Here is a 16,248-nt window from a genome sequence, read left to right as displayed (position 1 = left end):
CGCCACAACGCCCTCATTTGCGCCCATTGGCGCTGGCCCTCATGCTGGCCCTGCCCCTGACGCCAGTGACCGGCGCCACGGTCTACACCCTGACGCCAGATCAGCCGCTGTCGATCCAGACACCGAGCAACACCGATCTCGGTGCCAGCCTGGGTGATGTGGTCTACACCGGCCTGGGCCGCCTGGTGAAGTCGGGTGCCGGCGCGGCCGTCTGGGGTGCGCGCAGCGCCACGTTTGCCTTGCAAGCCGGCAGCTGGATCGATGTGCTGGAGGGGCGCTTCATCGGTGGCAGCGGCGTCAACGAAGACTGGACGCGCAACCAGTCCGGCCTGAACGTGGCCGCCGGTGCGATCTTTGAGGGGCAGGAGGCCAATGTCCGGGTGGACGCGTTGAGCGGCAGCGGGCTGATCCGCAGCGGCTACTCCGACGGCCAATCGCGCTATGGCTACGAGACCTTCACCTTTGGCGTGGCCAACGGCAGCGGCAGCTTCGCCGGCGTGCTGGCCGATGGCAATTCGCCCGCCCACTTCACCAAGGCCGGCAGCGGTACCCAGGTGCTCACGGGCAGCAATACCTACACCGGCGGCACAAGGGTGGCGGGCGGCATCTTGGCCATTGGCGACGGCGGCACGCGTGGCGCCATCCTCGGCCCGGTGCAGGTGGATGCCGGCGCGACACTGGCCTTCAACCGGGCGGACGACATCGTCTTCAACGGCACGGTGAATGGCGAGGGGCGCCTGCTGAAAACGGGCAGCGGCACCTTGGTTCTGACCCAGGCGCTGAACTTGCGCGAGGGCCTCGAGATCCAGAAGGGCGCCCGCGGTGTCAGTCTGGCCGCCGGCAGCAGCTTCCAGGGCCCGCTGCGCAACGACAGCTGGCTGCAAATCGAAGCCGGCGCCCAGATCGCGCTGCGCGACGGCATCAGTGGCAGCGGCACGCTCATCCATCAAGGCAGCCTGCTGACGCTCAGCGGCGAGATGAGCAGCAGCCTGGAGCTGGTCGGCCAAGAGAGCGGGCAGCTCTCGCGCCTGATCGTGGGTGAGGCCGGCCGCGCCACCACGCTCAGGAGCGGATCGATCACCGTAGGTGGCTGGGACAACCCCATCGTCGTCGACATCGCGGGCCCGCAAACCCAGGTCCTGCTGGCGCAAGACCCGTACGCCAGCACGCCTCAACTGATCGGCATTCTTGGCATTTCCGGTGCGTCCGCCCTCACCGTGCGCGACGGCGCGCAGCTCAAGCGCAGCCACGTCGATGTGTCCTACGGTGGGACCCTGCGCGTCCTTGGCCCGGCCAGCCAGGTGGAAGTGTTCGGGCAGAACCAGGGGCTGATCGCCCTCACCTATGGCGCCACGCTGCAGGTGGGTCAAGGCGCGCAACTCCAGGCAAGCCAGCTGCTGCTCGACGCCCGCATGGGGCCGTTGACCTTCAGCGTTGACGGGGCGGGCAGCCGTGTCGAGGTCGCCGAGCTGTTCAGCTTGGGCCCGAACCGCATCTCCGTGCTCGCCGGTGGCACGCTGGAAACCGGCAAGCGCAGCTCAGCGGGCACGCCGGGCACGCAGGTGCAAGGCCTTGTCACGATCAGCGGCCCCGGCTCGCGCTGGCTGCTGGCGGACAAGGTGAGGGCCCAGCAGCTGCAGCTGACGCTCACCGACGGCGGTCTGCTGCGCGCCGAAAGCTTTCAGACCGGCCCAGCGACACAGCTGCTGCTCGACGGCGGCACCCTGGAGCTGAGCGCGGCCCCCCAAGGCAGCTTCATGGCCGGGCTGGATTGGCGCCGTGGCACGCTGTCCCTGAATGGCGACGCGTGCCTCGACCAAGGCCTCTTGGCCGCCAGCCTGAACCTCGATGCCGGCCGGCAGCTGCAGGTCAATGGCCAGCTGAGCATCAACAACGGGCAAAGCCTGCAGATCGGCGCCGCGGGCAGCCTGTCCGCGCAGGCTTTGCGTTTGGACGGCGGCACGCTGGACCTGCATCGCAACGCCGACTTCAAGACCGCCCTCGATTGGCAACAAGGCCGGCTGGTGCTGAGCGGCGACTGGCAACCGGGCCAGGGGCTGCTTGCCAGCCTGCCTGCGCTGGATGCCCAGCACCGCCTGGGCATTGCTGGCACCTTGAGCCAGAGTGCGGGCGCGGCGCCACTGCTGATCGGGTCGACCGGGGTGATCGATGTCTCCGGTGGACTGCGCCTGGACGGCCCGGTGCGCATTGAAGACGGCGGGCAGCTGCTGCTGAACGAAGGCAGCCAATCGCAGCTGCGTGGCAGCCTGCAAAGCCTGGGCGATCTGCGCCTGAGCGGCGCCGTGCTTGAGCTCAGCGGTGCGGCACGGGTGCGCGCGCTGGACCTCCAAAGCACGGCCGCAGGCCCGGCGCAGTTGCTGCTCGGTCAGCTCGACGGCAGCAGCGTGATCAGCGTCGACACCCTCAACTTGGGCAACAACAGCGAACTGCTTGCCCGGGGCCGCGGTACCGAGGTCTCGCTGGGCCAAGTCCTGAGCAGCCCCTCGCTGTACAACAGCCGCATCACCGTGCGCGATGGCGCCACGCTGCGGGTCGACAGTGAATTTGCCATGCAAGGCTCAGACGCGCAGGCCGGCCGCAACCAGTTGCTGGTCAGCGGCATGGGCAGCAGCTTCGACAGCAATTTCCAGTTCTATGACCGCAGCCTGGTCCAGGTTGAAGCGGGCGGCGCGTTCAAAGCCATCGGCACTTTCCTCAACCAGGATGCCATCTTGCGCGCCCGCGGTGCGGGCACCTCGGTCACCAGCAGCCTGGTCATGCTGAACGCCAACGGCCGGGTCGAGGTGCTCGATGGCGCCCAGGTCAAGATCGGAAGTCTCGATCCCAGCCGCAACAGCTCCTTGCTGCTGGATGGCGGTGAGCTCACCTTGGCCTCACCCCGGGGCAGCTTCATGGCCGGCCTGGACTGGCGCCAAGGCCGCCTGAATCTGGGCGGCGAGGCCACCTTGAACCAGGCGCTGCTGGCGCCGACGCTGACGCTGGACAGCGCGCACCAGCTGGTGGCGTTCGGACAGCTCGGCGTGCTCGAGGGGCAACACCTGACCGTGGCCAGCGCCGACGCCCTGAAGGCGAAAACCCTGCTGCTCCAGGGGGGCAGCCTCTCGCTCAGCGCCCAGCTCAAACCGAGCGACGACTTCAGGTGGGAGCGCGGGGCACTGAACCTGGCTGGCGATGCGCAGCAGAGCCAAGGCCTGCTGAGCCAGGTATCAGCCTTGGGGGCTGGCATGACCTTGCAGGTGCAGGGCGACCTGACCCTGGACGGCCACTTGCCCTTGCAGCTGAACGGCGGGCGCCTGGAAGCCCAGGCGCTGCAACTCAGTGCCGGCGCTGCCGGCCTGGACTGGCGCAGCGGCAGCGTGCAGCTGCATGGCGACGCCGCGCTGGGCCAAGCCGGCCTGCCGGCGCACCTGCGGCTGGATGCGGCCAAGCAGCTGGCGGTGGACGGTCGTCTGCTGCTGGCACAGGGCAGCGATCTGCGGCTGGAGGACGGCACGCTGAGTTTTGCCGAGCTGGCCCTGCAAGGCGGGCGGCTCGAGATCGATGCCCAGCAAAACCTGGGCGGCCGCTTCAACTGGCAATCCGGCACCCTGGCGCTGCGCGGTGACGCCGGTTTAGAGCACCACGGGATCGGCGGCCGGACGACCCTGGCCGCCGGGCAACACCTGGCGCTCAGCGGCACGCTGCAGCTGGGCAAGAGTGTGCTGACGCTGAACGAGGGCGGCAGCCTGACGGCGCGTCGGATCGACACCGCGGCTGGCGGGCGCCTGTTGCTCGAAGGCGGCGTGCTGAGCGTTGATCGACTGGACGCCTCACTGGCGGCCCACCTGAACTGGAACCGGGGCACGCTCGCCATCACCGGCGCGGCCGGCGCCAGCCTGGGCCAGGACGGCTTGAAGAAGCTGACGGTGCTGAGCGAGGGCCAGCAGCTGGCCGTGACGCAACAGCTGAACCTGGGTCGCGGCACGCAGTTGCTGGTGGATGGTGGGCAGCTCGCCGCCCGCACGCTCGCCCTGCAAGGCGGCACGCTGGCCAGCAGCGACCTGCCCCTGAACCTGAGCGCCGTCCAGACGCTGGAAGGCCATGGCCTGGTCAACGCCCGCATCCAAGGCGGCGCACAGACCACGCTGCGGGCCAGCGGCGGCACCCTGACGCTGGGCGATGCCGATCAGATCGGCAGCTTCACCCATGCCGGCGCCTTGAGCATCGCCGGTGGCGCGACCGCCCTGCTGCTGTCCGCCGATGCTGCGCGTTTGGACGGGCGGGTCCAGCTCGAGGCGGGCGCCCGGCTGAGCAGCCTCAACGGCCTGGTCTTGGGCCAGACGGCCGAGCTGCATGCGAGCGGCGATGCCGTGGTCCAAGGCGATCTGCAGAACGAGGGCCACGTGCTCGCCGAGGCGGGCACGCTGAGCTTCCTGGGCGATGTCAGCGGCAGCGGCAGCTTTGCCGGCCAGCTGCTGTTCAAGGCCGGCTATCAACCGGGCCAGGGCCTGGCGTCAGTCGATTTCGGCGGCGGCCGCCTGAGCTTCGGTAAGGACTCCGTGCTGACGCTGGACCTGGACGGCAGCGGCCAGAGCAATGCCAGCGACCAGCTGCTGCACATCGGCCAGCTCGACTTCCACGGCACCCTGCGTTTGCAGTTCGGCGCGCAGTTCCAGCTGCACGCGGGGGATCGCTTCACGCTCTTGGATTTCCAGTCCTTCAGCGGCTCGCTGAGCCCGGAGCGCATCATCGTCAGCGGCCTGGATGCTGCGCAGCTCGATCTGAGCCAGCTGGCCACCAGCGGGCAGATCCAGGTCAGCGCCGTGCCCGAGGCGGCCACCAGCATCCAGCTGCTGCTGGGCTTGGGGCTGCTGGGTGGACTGGTCGGCGGCGCGCGGCGGCGCAAGCAGGCTGCGGCATGAGCGCCCCCCTCCCGCTGGCCCTTGGCGCGCCGGCCGGCCACACACGAGGCTGGCGATGAGCAGCATCTCGCCGCCCCTCCAGCAGGCCCCGCGCAGCCCGCTGCTGCTGCGCCTGCTCGGCCCGGCCAGCTGGCTGTCGGGCCGGCTGAGCTTTTCGCGCAAGTTCCTGCTGGTCGGCGGCGTGATGCTGCTGGCGCTGGCGCTGCTCAGCCTGCCGCTGTTGCGCCAGACGGCGGCGGCCGCGCAGCAGGCCGGCCAGGAACGGCGCGGTCTGCAAGCCTATGAGCAGCAAAGCAAACTGCTCGTCGAGCTGGTTCAGCTGCGCGGCGCCGCGTCGCTGCCGCCGGCCCAGGCCGAGTCGCTGCGCCAGCGCCTGCAGGCGCTGCAGCGTTGGGCGCATGAGGAGGCCCCGGCACCGTCGACGCTGCCCGATCTGGCGCTGCGCCTGCAGCAGCACTGGGCGCAGCTGCACAGCCTGCCGGCCGGCGAAGAGGCACAGCGCCGCTTTGCCGCGCACACCGCCGTCATCAACGGCCTGCTGGCGCTGCAGCGCGAGAGCGCCCGCGCGCACCGGCTCAATGTCGACCCGCAGCTCGACACCGCCTTCGACATGCTCAGCAACCGCCTGCCGCTGCTGATGGAGACGCTGGCCAAGCAGCAGGATGCGTTGAAGCTCTCCAGCGACGCGATGGCCTCCTATGCGCTGGGCGCCCAGGTGGTGCTGAGCGAATCGGCCCCGGCCCTGCGCGCCGGCATGACCCAGCTGCTCGCCCAGGCGGACGGCCAGACCGCCGCCGCGCTGCGCCAGCAGCTGGCAGCGCTCCTGCGCGGCATCGAGCTGCAGCAGGAGACGGTGGACAAAATCATCGACCGGCCCGAGGCGGTGGCCGAGCTGGGCCCGCTGGCCAGCCGCAACCAGCAGCTGGCGCGCGAGCTGATCGCCGCCAGCGCCACCGAGGCCGATGCGCAGCTGCAGACGCGGCTGGATGCCCTCCTGCGCAGCCAGTGGCAGGTGGCGGCGCTGCTGGTGATCGCGGTGGCGGCCATCGCCTATCTGTTCGCCGGCATCTACGTCTCGACGCTGCGCTCGCTGCGCCGGCTCTCGCAAGGCACCGAGGCCTTCTGCGCCGGCCAGCTGGGCACCCGCATCCGCATCGACACCGAGGACGAGCTGGTGCTGGTGGCGCGCAACTTCAACACCGTGGCAGCCGAGGTCTCGCGGCTGCTCGAGGTGATACGCGAGCAGAACGAATCGCGTCAGCGCGAGCTGGAACGCCTGGTGCAGCTGCGCACGCTGGAGCTGGCCGACAAGAACGAGCAGCTGCATCTGGCCGCCCGCCGCGTGCAGGAGGAGCTGGCCTCGGCGCGCGATATGCAGCAGGCCATCCTGCCCCAGCACTTTCCCAACACCGAGCGTTACAGCCTGCAGGCCTGCATGAACCCGGCCCGCGAGCTCGGCGGCGACTTCTACGACTGCTTCTCGCTGCCCGAGGGCCGGCTCGGCTTTCTGGTCGCCGATGTGGCCGGCAAGGGCGTCGGCGCGGCGTTTTTCATGGCGGTGTCGCGCACCGTGCTGCAGGACCTGGCGCTGGCCGATCTGTCGCCGGCCGAGGTCTTTGTGCGCGCCAATAACGTGCTGAGTGACCGCAACCCGATGGCGCTGTTCGTCACCGCCTGCTACTGCGTCTACGACCCGCGCGACGGCAGCCTGGTCTATGCCAGCGCCGGTCATCCGGCGCCGCTGGTGCGCGATGCCGACGGTCTGGTCGAAGCGCTGCATTGCCCCTGCGATATCGCGCTGGGCGTGATGCCGGGCATGGACTACAGCAACCAGCAGGCGCGGCTGGCGCCCGGCGACACCCTGCTGCTCTACACCGACGGCATCACCGAGGCCTTTGCCGCCGATGGCGAGGCCTATGGCGAGGCGCGGTTGCGCCACTGGCTGGCGGGCGCGGCCGGCGAATCGGCCGCCGCCAAGCTGGGCTCGCTGGTCGAGGACGTGGCTGACTTTGTCGGCGGCGCCGAGGCCTCCGACGATCTCACCGCCCTGGTGCTGTGCCGCAAACCACAAGGAGTGCTCAGCGTGAGCCCTGAACCGCCGATCGAACTGAAGAACAAACAGCTCTTGCTGGACTACCGCTTGGCCAGCCGGCTGGACGAGATCGCGCCGCTGGCGCTTGCCGTCGACGCGGCGCTGGCCGAGCGCAGCGACCTGGCCTTTGCCGTCAACGTCTGCCTGGAAGAGCTGATCACCAACATCATCCAGCACGGCCTGCTCGGCGCGCCGGATGGCCAGATCCATGTGCGGCTGTCGCGCTCGGAGGACTGGCTGGAAATCATCCTCAAGGACGACGCCCCGCCCTTCGATCCCTTCAGCGAGGCGCCCGCGCCCAGCCTGGACGCCGCGCTGGATGAACGCGCCATCGGCGGCCTGGGGGTACATATGGTCAAGACCATGATGGACGAGGTGCGCGCCTATTACGACGGCAGCGGCAACCTGATCGTGCTGCTGAAGACCCTGAAGCGCTGAGCCCAGCGCCTGTTGCAAGGAAAAAGATCATGAGTTTTGGACACAGCGCCACCACCGAGCAGGGCGTGCAGATTCTGGGCCTGTCGGGCCGCATCGACAGCGCCACCGCCGCTCAGTTCGAGGCCGCCGCGGCCGCGCTGTGCGGCGGCAGCGGCGATCGCGTCGTGCTCGATTTCGCGGCGCTGGACTACATCTCCAGCGCCGGCCTGCGTGTGGTGCTGCAGGCCGCCAAGCGCGCCAAGCAGAACCAGGCCCGGCTGCTGCTGTGCGGCATGTCGGCCAATGTGCGCGAGGTCTTCGAGATCAGCGGCTTTCTGAAGATCATCGACAGCGTGGCCGACCGCCCCAGCGCGCTGCAACTGCTGGCCAGCTGAAGCCGGGCCGCTCATGAGCATCTTCGTCAGCCTGTTTGCCGGGCTGGGCCTGTTCTTCATCGGCGTCCGCCTGATCAGCAACCATCTGCGCCAGCTGATGGGCCCGCGGCTGCGCCAGCTGATTGCCCGCGCCATCGCCGGGCGCGGCTCGCCGGCGCTGATGGGGCTGGCCGGCGGCGCGGTGATGCAAAGCGTGATCGGCGTGATCCATGTGCTGGTGGCCCTGGTGACCGCTGGCGCGATGGAGCGCCGCCAGGCCTTTCCCATCATCCGCTGGGCCAATATCGGCACCGCCATGCTGGTGCTGGTCGCGGCGCTGAACCTGCATGTGCTGGCGCTATGCCTGGTCGGCCTGACCGGGCTGGCCTACTACCACCAGCTCGACCAGTCGCCGCGCTTTCGCCAGGCCGTCGGCGCGTTGCTCGGCCTGGGCCTGCTGTTCCTGGGCACCGACTTCATCAAGGCCGGCGCGGCGCTGATGAAGACCGAGCCCTGGCTGCGCGATCAGATCGCGATGGCCAGCACCTGGCTGATTCCGAGCTTTGTGCTTGGCGCGCTGATCGCCTGGCTGGCGCAGTCGTCGACGACGCTGGCCGTGATCACCATGAGCATGGCCGCCAGCGGCCTGCTCGGTTACGACAGCGGCGCGATGATGGTGCTGGGCGCCGGGCTGGGCTCGGGGCTGTCGGCCTGGTCGCTGGCCGGCCGGCTGCAGGGCAGCGCGCGCCAGCTGGTGCTGTTCCAGGTGCAGCTGCGCGCCGCCGGCCTGCTGGCCATGCTGCTGCTGTATGCGCTGAACCGCTGGGCACTGGGCGACCCGGCCGGCGCACTGATGACGCAGGCCGGCTGGAGCGTCAGCACCCGGCTGGTGGCGCTCTACATGGCGGTGCAAGCGGTCAGCGATCTGGCCTCGCGGCTGCTGCAGCGCCCGCTGGAGCGACTGCTGGAACGCTGGTCGCCGCCCACCGCGCAGGAAGACATGAGCAAGCCGCGTTTCATCCACGACGAGGCCCTCGACGAACCCGAGACCGCGCTGCTGCTGGCCGAGCGCGAGCAGCAGGCGCTGCTGGCCGCCTTGCCGGCCTATCTGGACGCACTGCGCCAGCTGCCGCCGGGCCAGGCCTCGGCCGCCCTGCTCGATGCCGGCAAGCGCCAGAGTGCGCAGGCCCAGGTCTTGCGCCAGTGCGAGCAGTTCCTCACCGAGCTGGCCGACCGCCACCGCAGCCGCGGCGTGCTGGAACGCGCCATGGTGCTGCGCGATCGCAACCGGCTGCTGGCCTCGCTGCAGGAATCGCTGGTCGAGCTCGACCTCGCGGCCGCCGAGGCGCTCGATGCGCCGCAGGTGCAGCAGCTGCTGGACCAGCTGGTGGAAAGCCTGCACATGATGCTGGAGACGCTGGCCGAGGCCGCGGCACAGGCCGACCCCGAGGACCTGAGCCTTTTGCGTGCGCTGACCCACGACCGCTCCGAGCTGATGGACAGCATCCGCCGCCGCCTGCTCGGCGAAGCGATCAGCGCCTCGCTGCAGCAGGCCATGTTCACCGCCACCACGGTTTTCGAGCGCTGCACCTGGCTGCTGCGCCGCTATGTGCTGCTGCTCGATACCGGCCCGGCCGCTGAAGCCTCGTCCTGATCCCGCTCCTGATGCCGCTCCTGACCCTGCTGCAGCGCTGGCTGCCTCCCACCGTCGGCAAACGCCGGCCCTTCGAGCTGATCTACGCCGCCGATGAGTGCCCGCCACGCGGCGCGCTGGCGCTGCTGTCGCTGCAGCATGTGGCCACGGTGCTGGCGCTGATCACCCATGTGCTGGCCGCTGCGAAGCTGGCCGGGCTTTCGCTGGAGCAGACGCATTCCATCGTCGCCGTCACGCTCCTGGGCATGGCCCTGGGCACGGCGCTGCAAGCCTGGGGCGGGCGTATCGGCAGCGGCGCGCTGCTGGTCTTCCAGCCCGACCCGATGATGATCACCGTCGCCGGCACCGCCATTGCCAGTGCCGGCGTCGGTGCCCTGGTCGAGGTGACGCTGCTGACCGCCGTGGTCACACTCTGCATCGGCCCGCTGATGCGCCATCTGCGACCGCTGTTCCCGCCCACCGTGGTCGGCACGGTGATCTGCATGGGCGGCTTGGGCCTGGTCGAGCCTGCCGTGCGCAATGCGCTGGGCGTCAACGCGCAGATGCAGGTCGATCCGGTCTCGGCGCTGACCTCGGGCGCGGCGCTGGCCGCGGTGATCACCCTGTCGGTCTGGGGCGGACGCCGGCTGCGCCTGTTCGGCCTGATGGCCGGCGTCTTGATCGGCCTGCTGATCGCCGCACTCAACGGCCGCCTCGGCGGCCTGGACTGGCTGGCCGGCGCGCCCTTGCTGGCCCTGCCGCAGCCGATTGCGCCCAGCTTCACGCTGGGGCCGGAGATCATCGCCGCCATTGTGCTGATCGCCGCGCTGAACCAGCTCGACAACATCGGCTGCCTGATCGTCATGGACAAGACCAACGATGCCGATTGGCGCCGCGCCGATATGCGCATGGTCGGCCGCGGCATCCGTGCCAACGGCCTCGCCGACTTCCTGGCCGGCCTGTTCGGCAGTTTTCCGAGTGCCCCCTCCTCCGCCAATATCGCGCTGGTGCACGCCACCGGTTCGAGCTCGCGCTATATCGGTCTGGCCACCGGCGCGCTGCTGCTGCTGATCGCGCTGAGCCCGCGCCTGACCATGGCGCTGACGCTGATCCCGCAGGCGGTGCTGGGCGCGGTCGAGCTGTATGCGGCCGCCTATCTGATCGTTTCCGGCATCGAGATGATCGCCACCCGGGCGCTGGACAGCCGCGGCATCTTCATGGTCGGCCTGGCGCTGTGCGCCGGCCTCGCGACGATGCTGATGCCCGGGCTGGCCCGCGGTCTGCCGGACAGCCTGCACGTGCTCGCCGGCGACGGCTTCGTCGTTGCCGGCCTGGTCGTGGTGCTGCTGAACCTGCTGTTCAGGCTCGGCACACAGCGCCACGCACGGCTGCTGCTGGACCCGATGGCCGGACCCTTGAATCAGCAGATCACCGACTTCATCGAACGCCAGGGCCGCGCCTGGGCGGCCCGCGCCGATGTCGTGCGGCGCGCGGCCCAGGCCGCGCTGGAAGCCAGCGAGGCCATCGCCGCCGCCGGGCACGGCCGGCCCTTGAGCCTGGCCGGGCGCTTCGACGAATTCAATTTCGAACTGGAGCTGCTCTACCGCGGCGAGGCCCTGCCGCTGCAAGGCCAGAGCGATACCGTGGACCTCGATGCCCTGCTGCAGCACGACGACGAGCAGGCCCTGGATGCCGCGATGCAGCGCGTCTCGCGCACCCTGCTGCGACAGATGGCCGACAAGGTCAGCAGCAACCCGGCGGGCGATGACCTGGCCGTGCTGCGCCTGCACTTCGATCACTGAGCGGCGCCCGCCCTGTGGCACAGCCGCGCCCCAGGCGCGCACCAACGCTGGCTCTGGCACAGCGCCGCATCAGAGCGGCATCAGCTTGATCAGCAAGCCTCCTAAGCCGATAAATGACCGTCTTTTGTCGACACTTCCCCCGTGAATGCAGGGGCAAATTTTTTGCCCCTCGCGCGCCTATCAACGCTCTTTCAACGTTGCCAGGAAAGCATAGGCATATGGATTGATGGCGCTGCAGTGACTTGAAAGACAAGCCACCAACGCGCCAAGTCCGCAGCCGGCAAACCGTCCACACCAGGGTCAGCACGCGGGGCTGCAAGCCGCAGTACCGCGGGGCCGGTTTGCCCCAACGCTTTCTTCGTCCACGTCCTCAACTTCGTCCAACTGAAAGAGCAACATCATGAAACGTCTCTCAACACTCCTGGTCGCCGTCCTGGCGGCCGGTGCCGCTCAAGCGGGCACGGTCAGCTATAGCTTTAGCAACGACTACGCGCCCACCGAAATCAACCAGGGCGGCCAGCTGCATTTTTTTGACAGTTCGCTGGGCCGTTTGACCGGCATCAGCTTCAGCTTTGGCGGCGGCCTGAAGACCTCCATCGACCTGACCAACAAGTCAAACGGTGAAGAGCTGCTCAGCGCAACATCGACCTCCAAACTGTTCTTCTACAGTGACTTCAGCCCGCTCAATTTGGTTCTCAACACTGGCAACCCCTTGGTGGTGTTGTCAGCCTCGGTCAGCAAGACCGTCGCCGGGGGCGCCACCTCGACAGGCAACCAGGCGTCTGATTCACGCCACGTCAACTGGTCGCCGGCGGCGCTGAGCGCGCTCTACACCAGCTTCAGCCGGGGTGCTTCCGACACCTTTGGCATCAGCTGCAAATCGCGCAGCAGCCTGACGGCGGAAGGTGGCGGCGGCAATGTCGCCGCGGACCAGAGCACCGCCGGTTTCTGCGACGCCAGCATCAGCTACACCTACGATTCCAACAACGTGCCCGAGCCGGCCTCGCTGGCCCTGCTGGGCCTGGCCGCTACCGCCGCCGGTGTGGCCGGCCGCAAGCGCCGCACGCAGGCCTGAGCGCCGATTTCAGCCGTGGCCCGTCGGCCTGCGGATTGCCCCGCCTGGCTGCCGGGCAGATGGGTCGCGTGCTGATTCGCCGCCATCGAAAGTGCCACTTCGCGCAGCACGAACCAGATGAGCGTCCAGTGAGACGGCGCGGCCGCTGATGGCTTGGCATACTTGCGCGCCACGCCATGGACGCCGCCGCTACCTCACCTGGGTCGCCGGGATCTTCCCAAGCTCCAGCCTCCCCCGACACTGCCTCGCCGCCCGCCGGCTCTCGCAGCGTCCAGCTGTGCCTGCTCGGCCGCTTCGAGCTGCGCAACTCCGAAGGTAGCACCGCCCGAACTCTGAGCTACGACAAGGCCGGCATCCTGCTGGCCTTGCTGGCGCTGCGCTCCGGCGCCTGGGAGCGCGAGACCTTGGCCCTGCTGCTCTGGCCGGACTCCGAAACCGCACAGGCGCGCGCCAATCTGCGCCGTGCGCTGTTTGACCTGCGCGAGCTGCTCGCCCCGCTGCTGCCGGAGGCCGTGCTGGAGCAGCTGCTCAGCACCACCAAGCGCAGCATCGAGCTGCGTACGCTGGACGCGCTGGAGATCGACTGCCGGCGCTTCCATCTCGCCCAGCTGGACGGCGCGGCCGACACGCCGGACAGCCGCCTCGCCGCCTTGCGCCTGGCGCAGCGCCTCTACCGCGGCCCCTTGCTGCCGCAGCTGCCACAGGAGCAGGCGCCGGCCGTGGCCAGCTGGCTGCAACCGCTTCGCGAGGCGCTGCACAGGCAGGCGCTGCGCTGCCTGGATCGGCTGGCCGAGCTGCTCGAAATACAGGGCGATGAGGAGGCCGCGCTGGCGGTGGCCCATGACAGTCTGGCGCTGGACCCCTGGGACGAAGCCGCGCTGCGCCGCTGCATGCGCCTGCTGGGGCGGGGCCGTCGCGACGAAGCGCTGCGCCTGTTCCAGGACTACACGCGCCGCCTTGATGCCGAGCTGGGCCTGTCACCGCAGGACGAAACCCGCGCCGTGCTGAACGCGCTGTACAGCGTCGAGGCGCCAGCACCCAGGGCGGAGCAAGCCCTGCAGCGCCGCCGCGTGCTCGCCTTGGTGCTGGACTGGCGGGCCCCGCCCGACGAGACGCTCGCCGCCGAGGGCATGCTGGCCACGCTGTCCGACAGTGTCGAACAGGCTGCCGCACGGCTGCGCGCCTGCGGCGCCACGGTGCGTCCTGCCGAGGGGGCCGAACTGCTGGCCTTCTTTGGCCACCCGGTGGCGCAGGAGCACGCCATCCGGCATGCGCTGGACCTGACGCTGGAGCTGCTGGCCGAGCCGACCACCCTGCAGCTTCGCGCCGGCTTGCATGTGGCCTGGGTCCATGCCCGGCAAGACGACGCCAGCCCCGACACGCTTGGCGAGCTCAGCCGCGAGGCACGCCGGCTGAGCTGGCTGGCCCTGCCGGGCGAGGCGCAGGTCAGCCCGGCGCTGCTGGCGCTGGCCCGGCGCCACCACCGTTTCGCCGCGCCCCAGCCCGAAGGCCACGCCCGGCTGCTGGGCGCGCTAGCGCTGCAGCATCGCTGGGCCGAACCGCCGCGGCTGGCAATGGTCGGGCGCGAGACCGAGCTGGCTGCGCTGTGCCAGGCCTGGAAAGATGCTCAGAACGGCGTGCTGGCGGTCTGGCTGCAAGGCGAACCGGGGCTGGGCAAGACCCGGCTGATGCAGGCCTTGCGCGACAGGCTGCGCCGCCAGGCCGCCCCGCCTCGGCTGACCCTGCTGCACTGCCTGCCCGAGTTCAGCCAAAGCCCCTTGCAGCCGGTGCTGGCGGTGCTGCGCCAGATCCTCGGCCGCCAGAGGGGCAGCGCCCCTGAGCAGACCCTGCAGGCGCTGGCGGCGCGCTTTGAGCGGCCAACGGCCAGCCTGACGCCGCTGGCCGCACTGTTCCAGCCGGACAGCGCCAACGGCGGCATCAAGCTGCCGCGCAGCCGCGAGCTGTTTGCTCAGCTGATCGCGCTACTGGACGCCTGGGGCAAGGGCCAGCCGCAACTGCTGATGATCGAGGACCTGCATTGGGCCGATCCCAGCACCCTGGAGCTGATAGAGCGCTACCTGAACCGCGAGGCCCAGGCCACGCCGACGCTGCTGCTGCTCAGCTCACGAGAGCCCCCGCCGCTGAACCTGGCCACCAAACTGCGCCTGCTGGAACTGCAGCCGCTGTCGGACGGTGCCATGCGCCAGCTCGCTACCCAGCTGCACCTGCCCGAAGAGCCGCGGCTGCTGCAATGCGCCCAGGGCGTACCGCTGTTTGCCGAAGAGTTGGCCAACTCCTGGCAAGCACTGCCTGAGGGGGCCGTGCCCGCCACACTCTGGGATCTGCTCGCCGCCAGGCTCGACCGGCTCGCACCGGCGCCGCGCCGCGTGGCGCAGGTGGCCGCCGTGCTGGGCAGCGACTGGGACGGCGCCTTGCTGCAGGCCACGCTGGGCGCCGAGGCCAGCCAGCGCCCCTTGCTCGATCTGCAACGGCTGCAGGCGGCCGGCCTGCTGCAGAGCCGTGCCAACGGTCGCTGGCAGTTCCGCCATGCGCTGCAACGCGACGCCGCCTACCAGTCGCTCAGCGCCAGCGACAAACGCCAGCTGCACCGTCGCGCCGCCGATGCGCTGCTCGGCCCGCTGGCCAGTGCCGCCGCCGACGAACCCGCGCGGCTGGCCCACCACCTGACCGTCAGCGGCGATCCGCTGGCCGCCTTCTACTGGCTGCAGGCCGGCCGCCGCGCCGCCGCGCAGTCGGCCCACCAGGAAGCCTGCCACATGCTCGAACAGGGCCTGGCCATGCTGGACAAGCCGGGCGCCCAGCCCGAGATGCAGCGCCGTCTGCACCCGGCCCTGCTGCAGCAGCTGGCCTTCAGCCGCTTGGCGCTGGAGGGCTATGGCTCGCAGGCAGCACGCCGGCTGTTCGAGCAGGCGAAGCAGGCCGCCGAGCCCGGCGACGGCAGCATGCAATTCCAGATCCTGTGGGGGCTCTGGCTGGGTTCGCGCAGCGGCCCCGACACACCGCCGGCGCTGCAGCTGAGCGAGCAGTTGCGGGCCCTGGCCGAGCAAACGCAGGACGCCGGCGCACTGGTCCAGGCCTACTCCGCGATGGGCAATGCCCGGCTGTTCGCCGGCCAGCTGCACGCCGCGCTGCAGACGCTGCGCCATGCCGCCGAGGCCGGTGAGCGGCTGCCGGCGCAGTCGCTGGCGCTGCGCTTCGGCGAACATGGCGGCATCGCGGCCCGCGCACTGATGAGCTGGGCACTGGCCTGGCTGGGCCAGATCCCAGCCGCGCTCGACTGCGCCCAGACCGCCTTGCGCCAGGCGCGCGAACTGGCTCATCCCCACACGTTGGCCTACACCCTGGCCATTGCCGCGGTGCTGCAGCGCCAGCTGCGCGCGCCGCAGGCCTTGCGCCCGCTGGCCCAGGAGCTGGACCAGCTCGCCGAGCGCCACGGCATGCTGCTCTGGCAGGCCGCCGCCCGGGCCCATCTGGGCTGGCTGCTGGCCTGGGAGGGCAAGGGTGACGAAGGCCTGGCCCTGATCAGCGCTGCGATCGCCAAGGCGGCCATCGCGCTGCCCAGCAAAGAGGCCACCTTCCACCTGATCCTGTGCGAGGCGCTGCTGCTGCTGACCCGCCCGGCCGAGGCCCTGCATGCGCTGGATCACGCGCAGGCCTTGGCCGAAGAGCGTCAGGAGCCCTATTTGCTGGCCGCACTGTGGCGCATGCGGGCCGAGGCACTGCAGGCGCTGAACGCGCCGCTGGCCGAGCTTCAGCAAGCCCAGCAACAGGCCCGCGCGCTCGCCGAGGCCATGCGCTCATCCGGCCCGTGATCGGCCACTGAGCGGGGGGCTGCACCGCCCGCCCCCCCCGCGAATAAGGGGGTGTTGGGCGCCCTGGCGCGCGACGCCCCCAACGCTGGATCAACGATCC

General features: G+C 70.0%; 7 protein-coding genes. All 7 read left to right on the top strand.

The window, feature by feature from the left end; genetic code table 11:
• Window positions 1-41 precede the first annotated feature (41 nt).
• The 7 genes from RQP53_RS10810 to RQP53_RS10780 all read left to right on the top strand — a co-directional run bounded on the left by RQP53_RS10810 (window position 42) and on the right by RQP53_RS10780 (window position 16,148).
• On the top strand, window positions 42-4,922 hold the full coding sequence (locus RQP53_RS10810) for an autotransporter-associated beta strand repeat-containing protein (protein WP_315650317.1): 4,881 nt from the start codon (window positions 42-44) through the stop codon (window positions 4,920-4,922).
• A gap of 55 nt (window positions 4,923-4,977) precedes the next feature.
• Window positions 4,978-7,452, top strand: coding sequence for an ATP-binding SpoIIE family protein phosphatase (locus RQP53_RS10805; RefSeq protein WP_315650316.1), 2,475 nt, complete (start codon window positions 4,978-4,980; stop codon window positions 7,450-7,452).
• Window positions 7,453-7,481: 29 nt separating this feature from the next.
• The gene (locus RQP53_RS10800) at window positions 7,482-7,826 is read left to right on the top strand and encodes an STAS domain-containing protein (protein WP_315650315.1); all 345 of its coding nucleotides are present in this window, start codon (window positions 7,482-7,484) and stop codon (window positions 7,824-7,826) included.
• Window positions 7,827-7,839: 13 nt separating this feature from the next.
• A complete protein-coding gene (locus tag RQP53_RS10795; RefSeq protein ID WP_315650314.1) occupies window positions 7,840-9,459 on the top strand; it encodes a Na/Pi symporter in 1,620 nt (539 codons plus the stop codon).
• Window positions 9,460-9,470: 11 nt separating this feature from the next.
• Window positions 9,471-11,240 carry a uracil-xanthine permease family protein gene (locus RQP53_RS10790; protein ID WP_315650313.1) on the top strand — a complete coding sequence of 590 codons (1,770 nt, stop codon included), beginning with the start codon at window positions 9,471-9,473 and terminating at the stop codon, window positions 11,238-11,240.
• A gap of 400 nt (window positions 11,241-11,640) precedes the next feature.
• On the top strand, window positions 11,641-12,315 hold the full coding sequence (locus tag RQP53_RS10785; RefSeq protein ID WP_315650312.1) for a choice-of-anchor E domain-containing protein: 675 nt from the start codon (window positions 11,641-11,643) through the stop codon (window positions 12,313-12,315).
• 176 nt (window positions 12,316-12,491) lie between these two features.
• Window positions 12,492-16,148: an ATP-binding protein gene (locus tag RQP53_RS10780; RefSeq protein ID WP_315650311.1), complete on the top strand. Its 3,657-nt coding sequence runs from the start codon at window positions 12,492-12,494 to the stop codon at window positions 16,146-16,148.
• Window positions 16,149-16,248 lie beyond the last annotated feature (100 nt).

The organism is Roseateles aquae, assembly GCF_032337115.1.
GTDB lineage: Bacteria > Pseudomonadota > Gammaproteobacteria > Burkholderiales > Burkholderiaceae_C > Roseateles_C > Roseateles_C aquae.
Note: the sequence above shows the minus strand (reverse complement) of the source record. Positions and strands in the feature narration are given on the sequence as shown.

Bases quoted from the DNA above. Each gene is read 5' to 3' on its own strand.
- RQP53_RS10800 (WP_315650315.1), top strand. From the start codon at position 7,482: ATGAGTTTTGGACACAGCGCCACCACCGAGCAGGGCGTGCAGATTCTG.
- RQP53_RS10785 (WP_315650312.1), top strand. From the start codon at position 11,641: ATGAAACGTCTCTCAACACTCCTGGTCGCCGTCCTGGCGGCCGGTGCC.
- RQP53_RS10790 (WP_315650313.1), top strand. From the start codon at position 9,471: ATGCCGCTCCTGACCCTGCTGCAGCGCTGGCTGCCTCCCACCGTCGGC.
- RQP53_RS10795 (WP_315650314.1), top strand. From the start codon at position 7,840: ATGAGCATCTTCGTCAGCCTGTTTGCCGGGCTGGGCCTGTTCTTCATC.
- RQP53_RS10810 (WP_315650317.1), top strand. From the start codon at position 42: ATGCTGGCCCTGCCCCTGACGCCAGTGACCGGCGCCACGGTCTACACC.
- RQP53_RS10780 (WP_315650311.1), top strand. From the start codon at position 12,492: ATGGACGCCGCCGCTACCTCACCTGGGTCGCCGGGATCTTCCCAAGCT.
- RQP53_RS10805 (WP_315650316.1), top strand. From the start codon at position 4,978: ATGAGCAGCATCTCGCCGCCCCTCCAGCAGGCCCCGCGCAGCCCGCTG.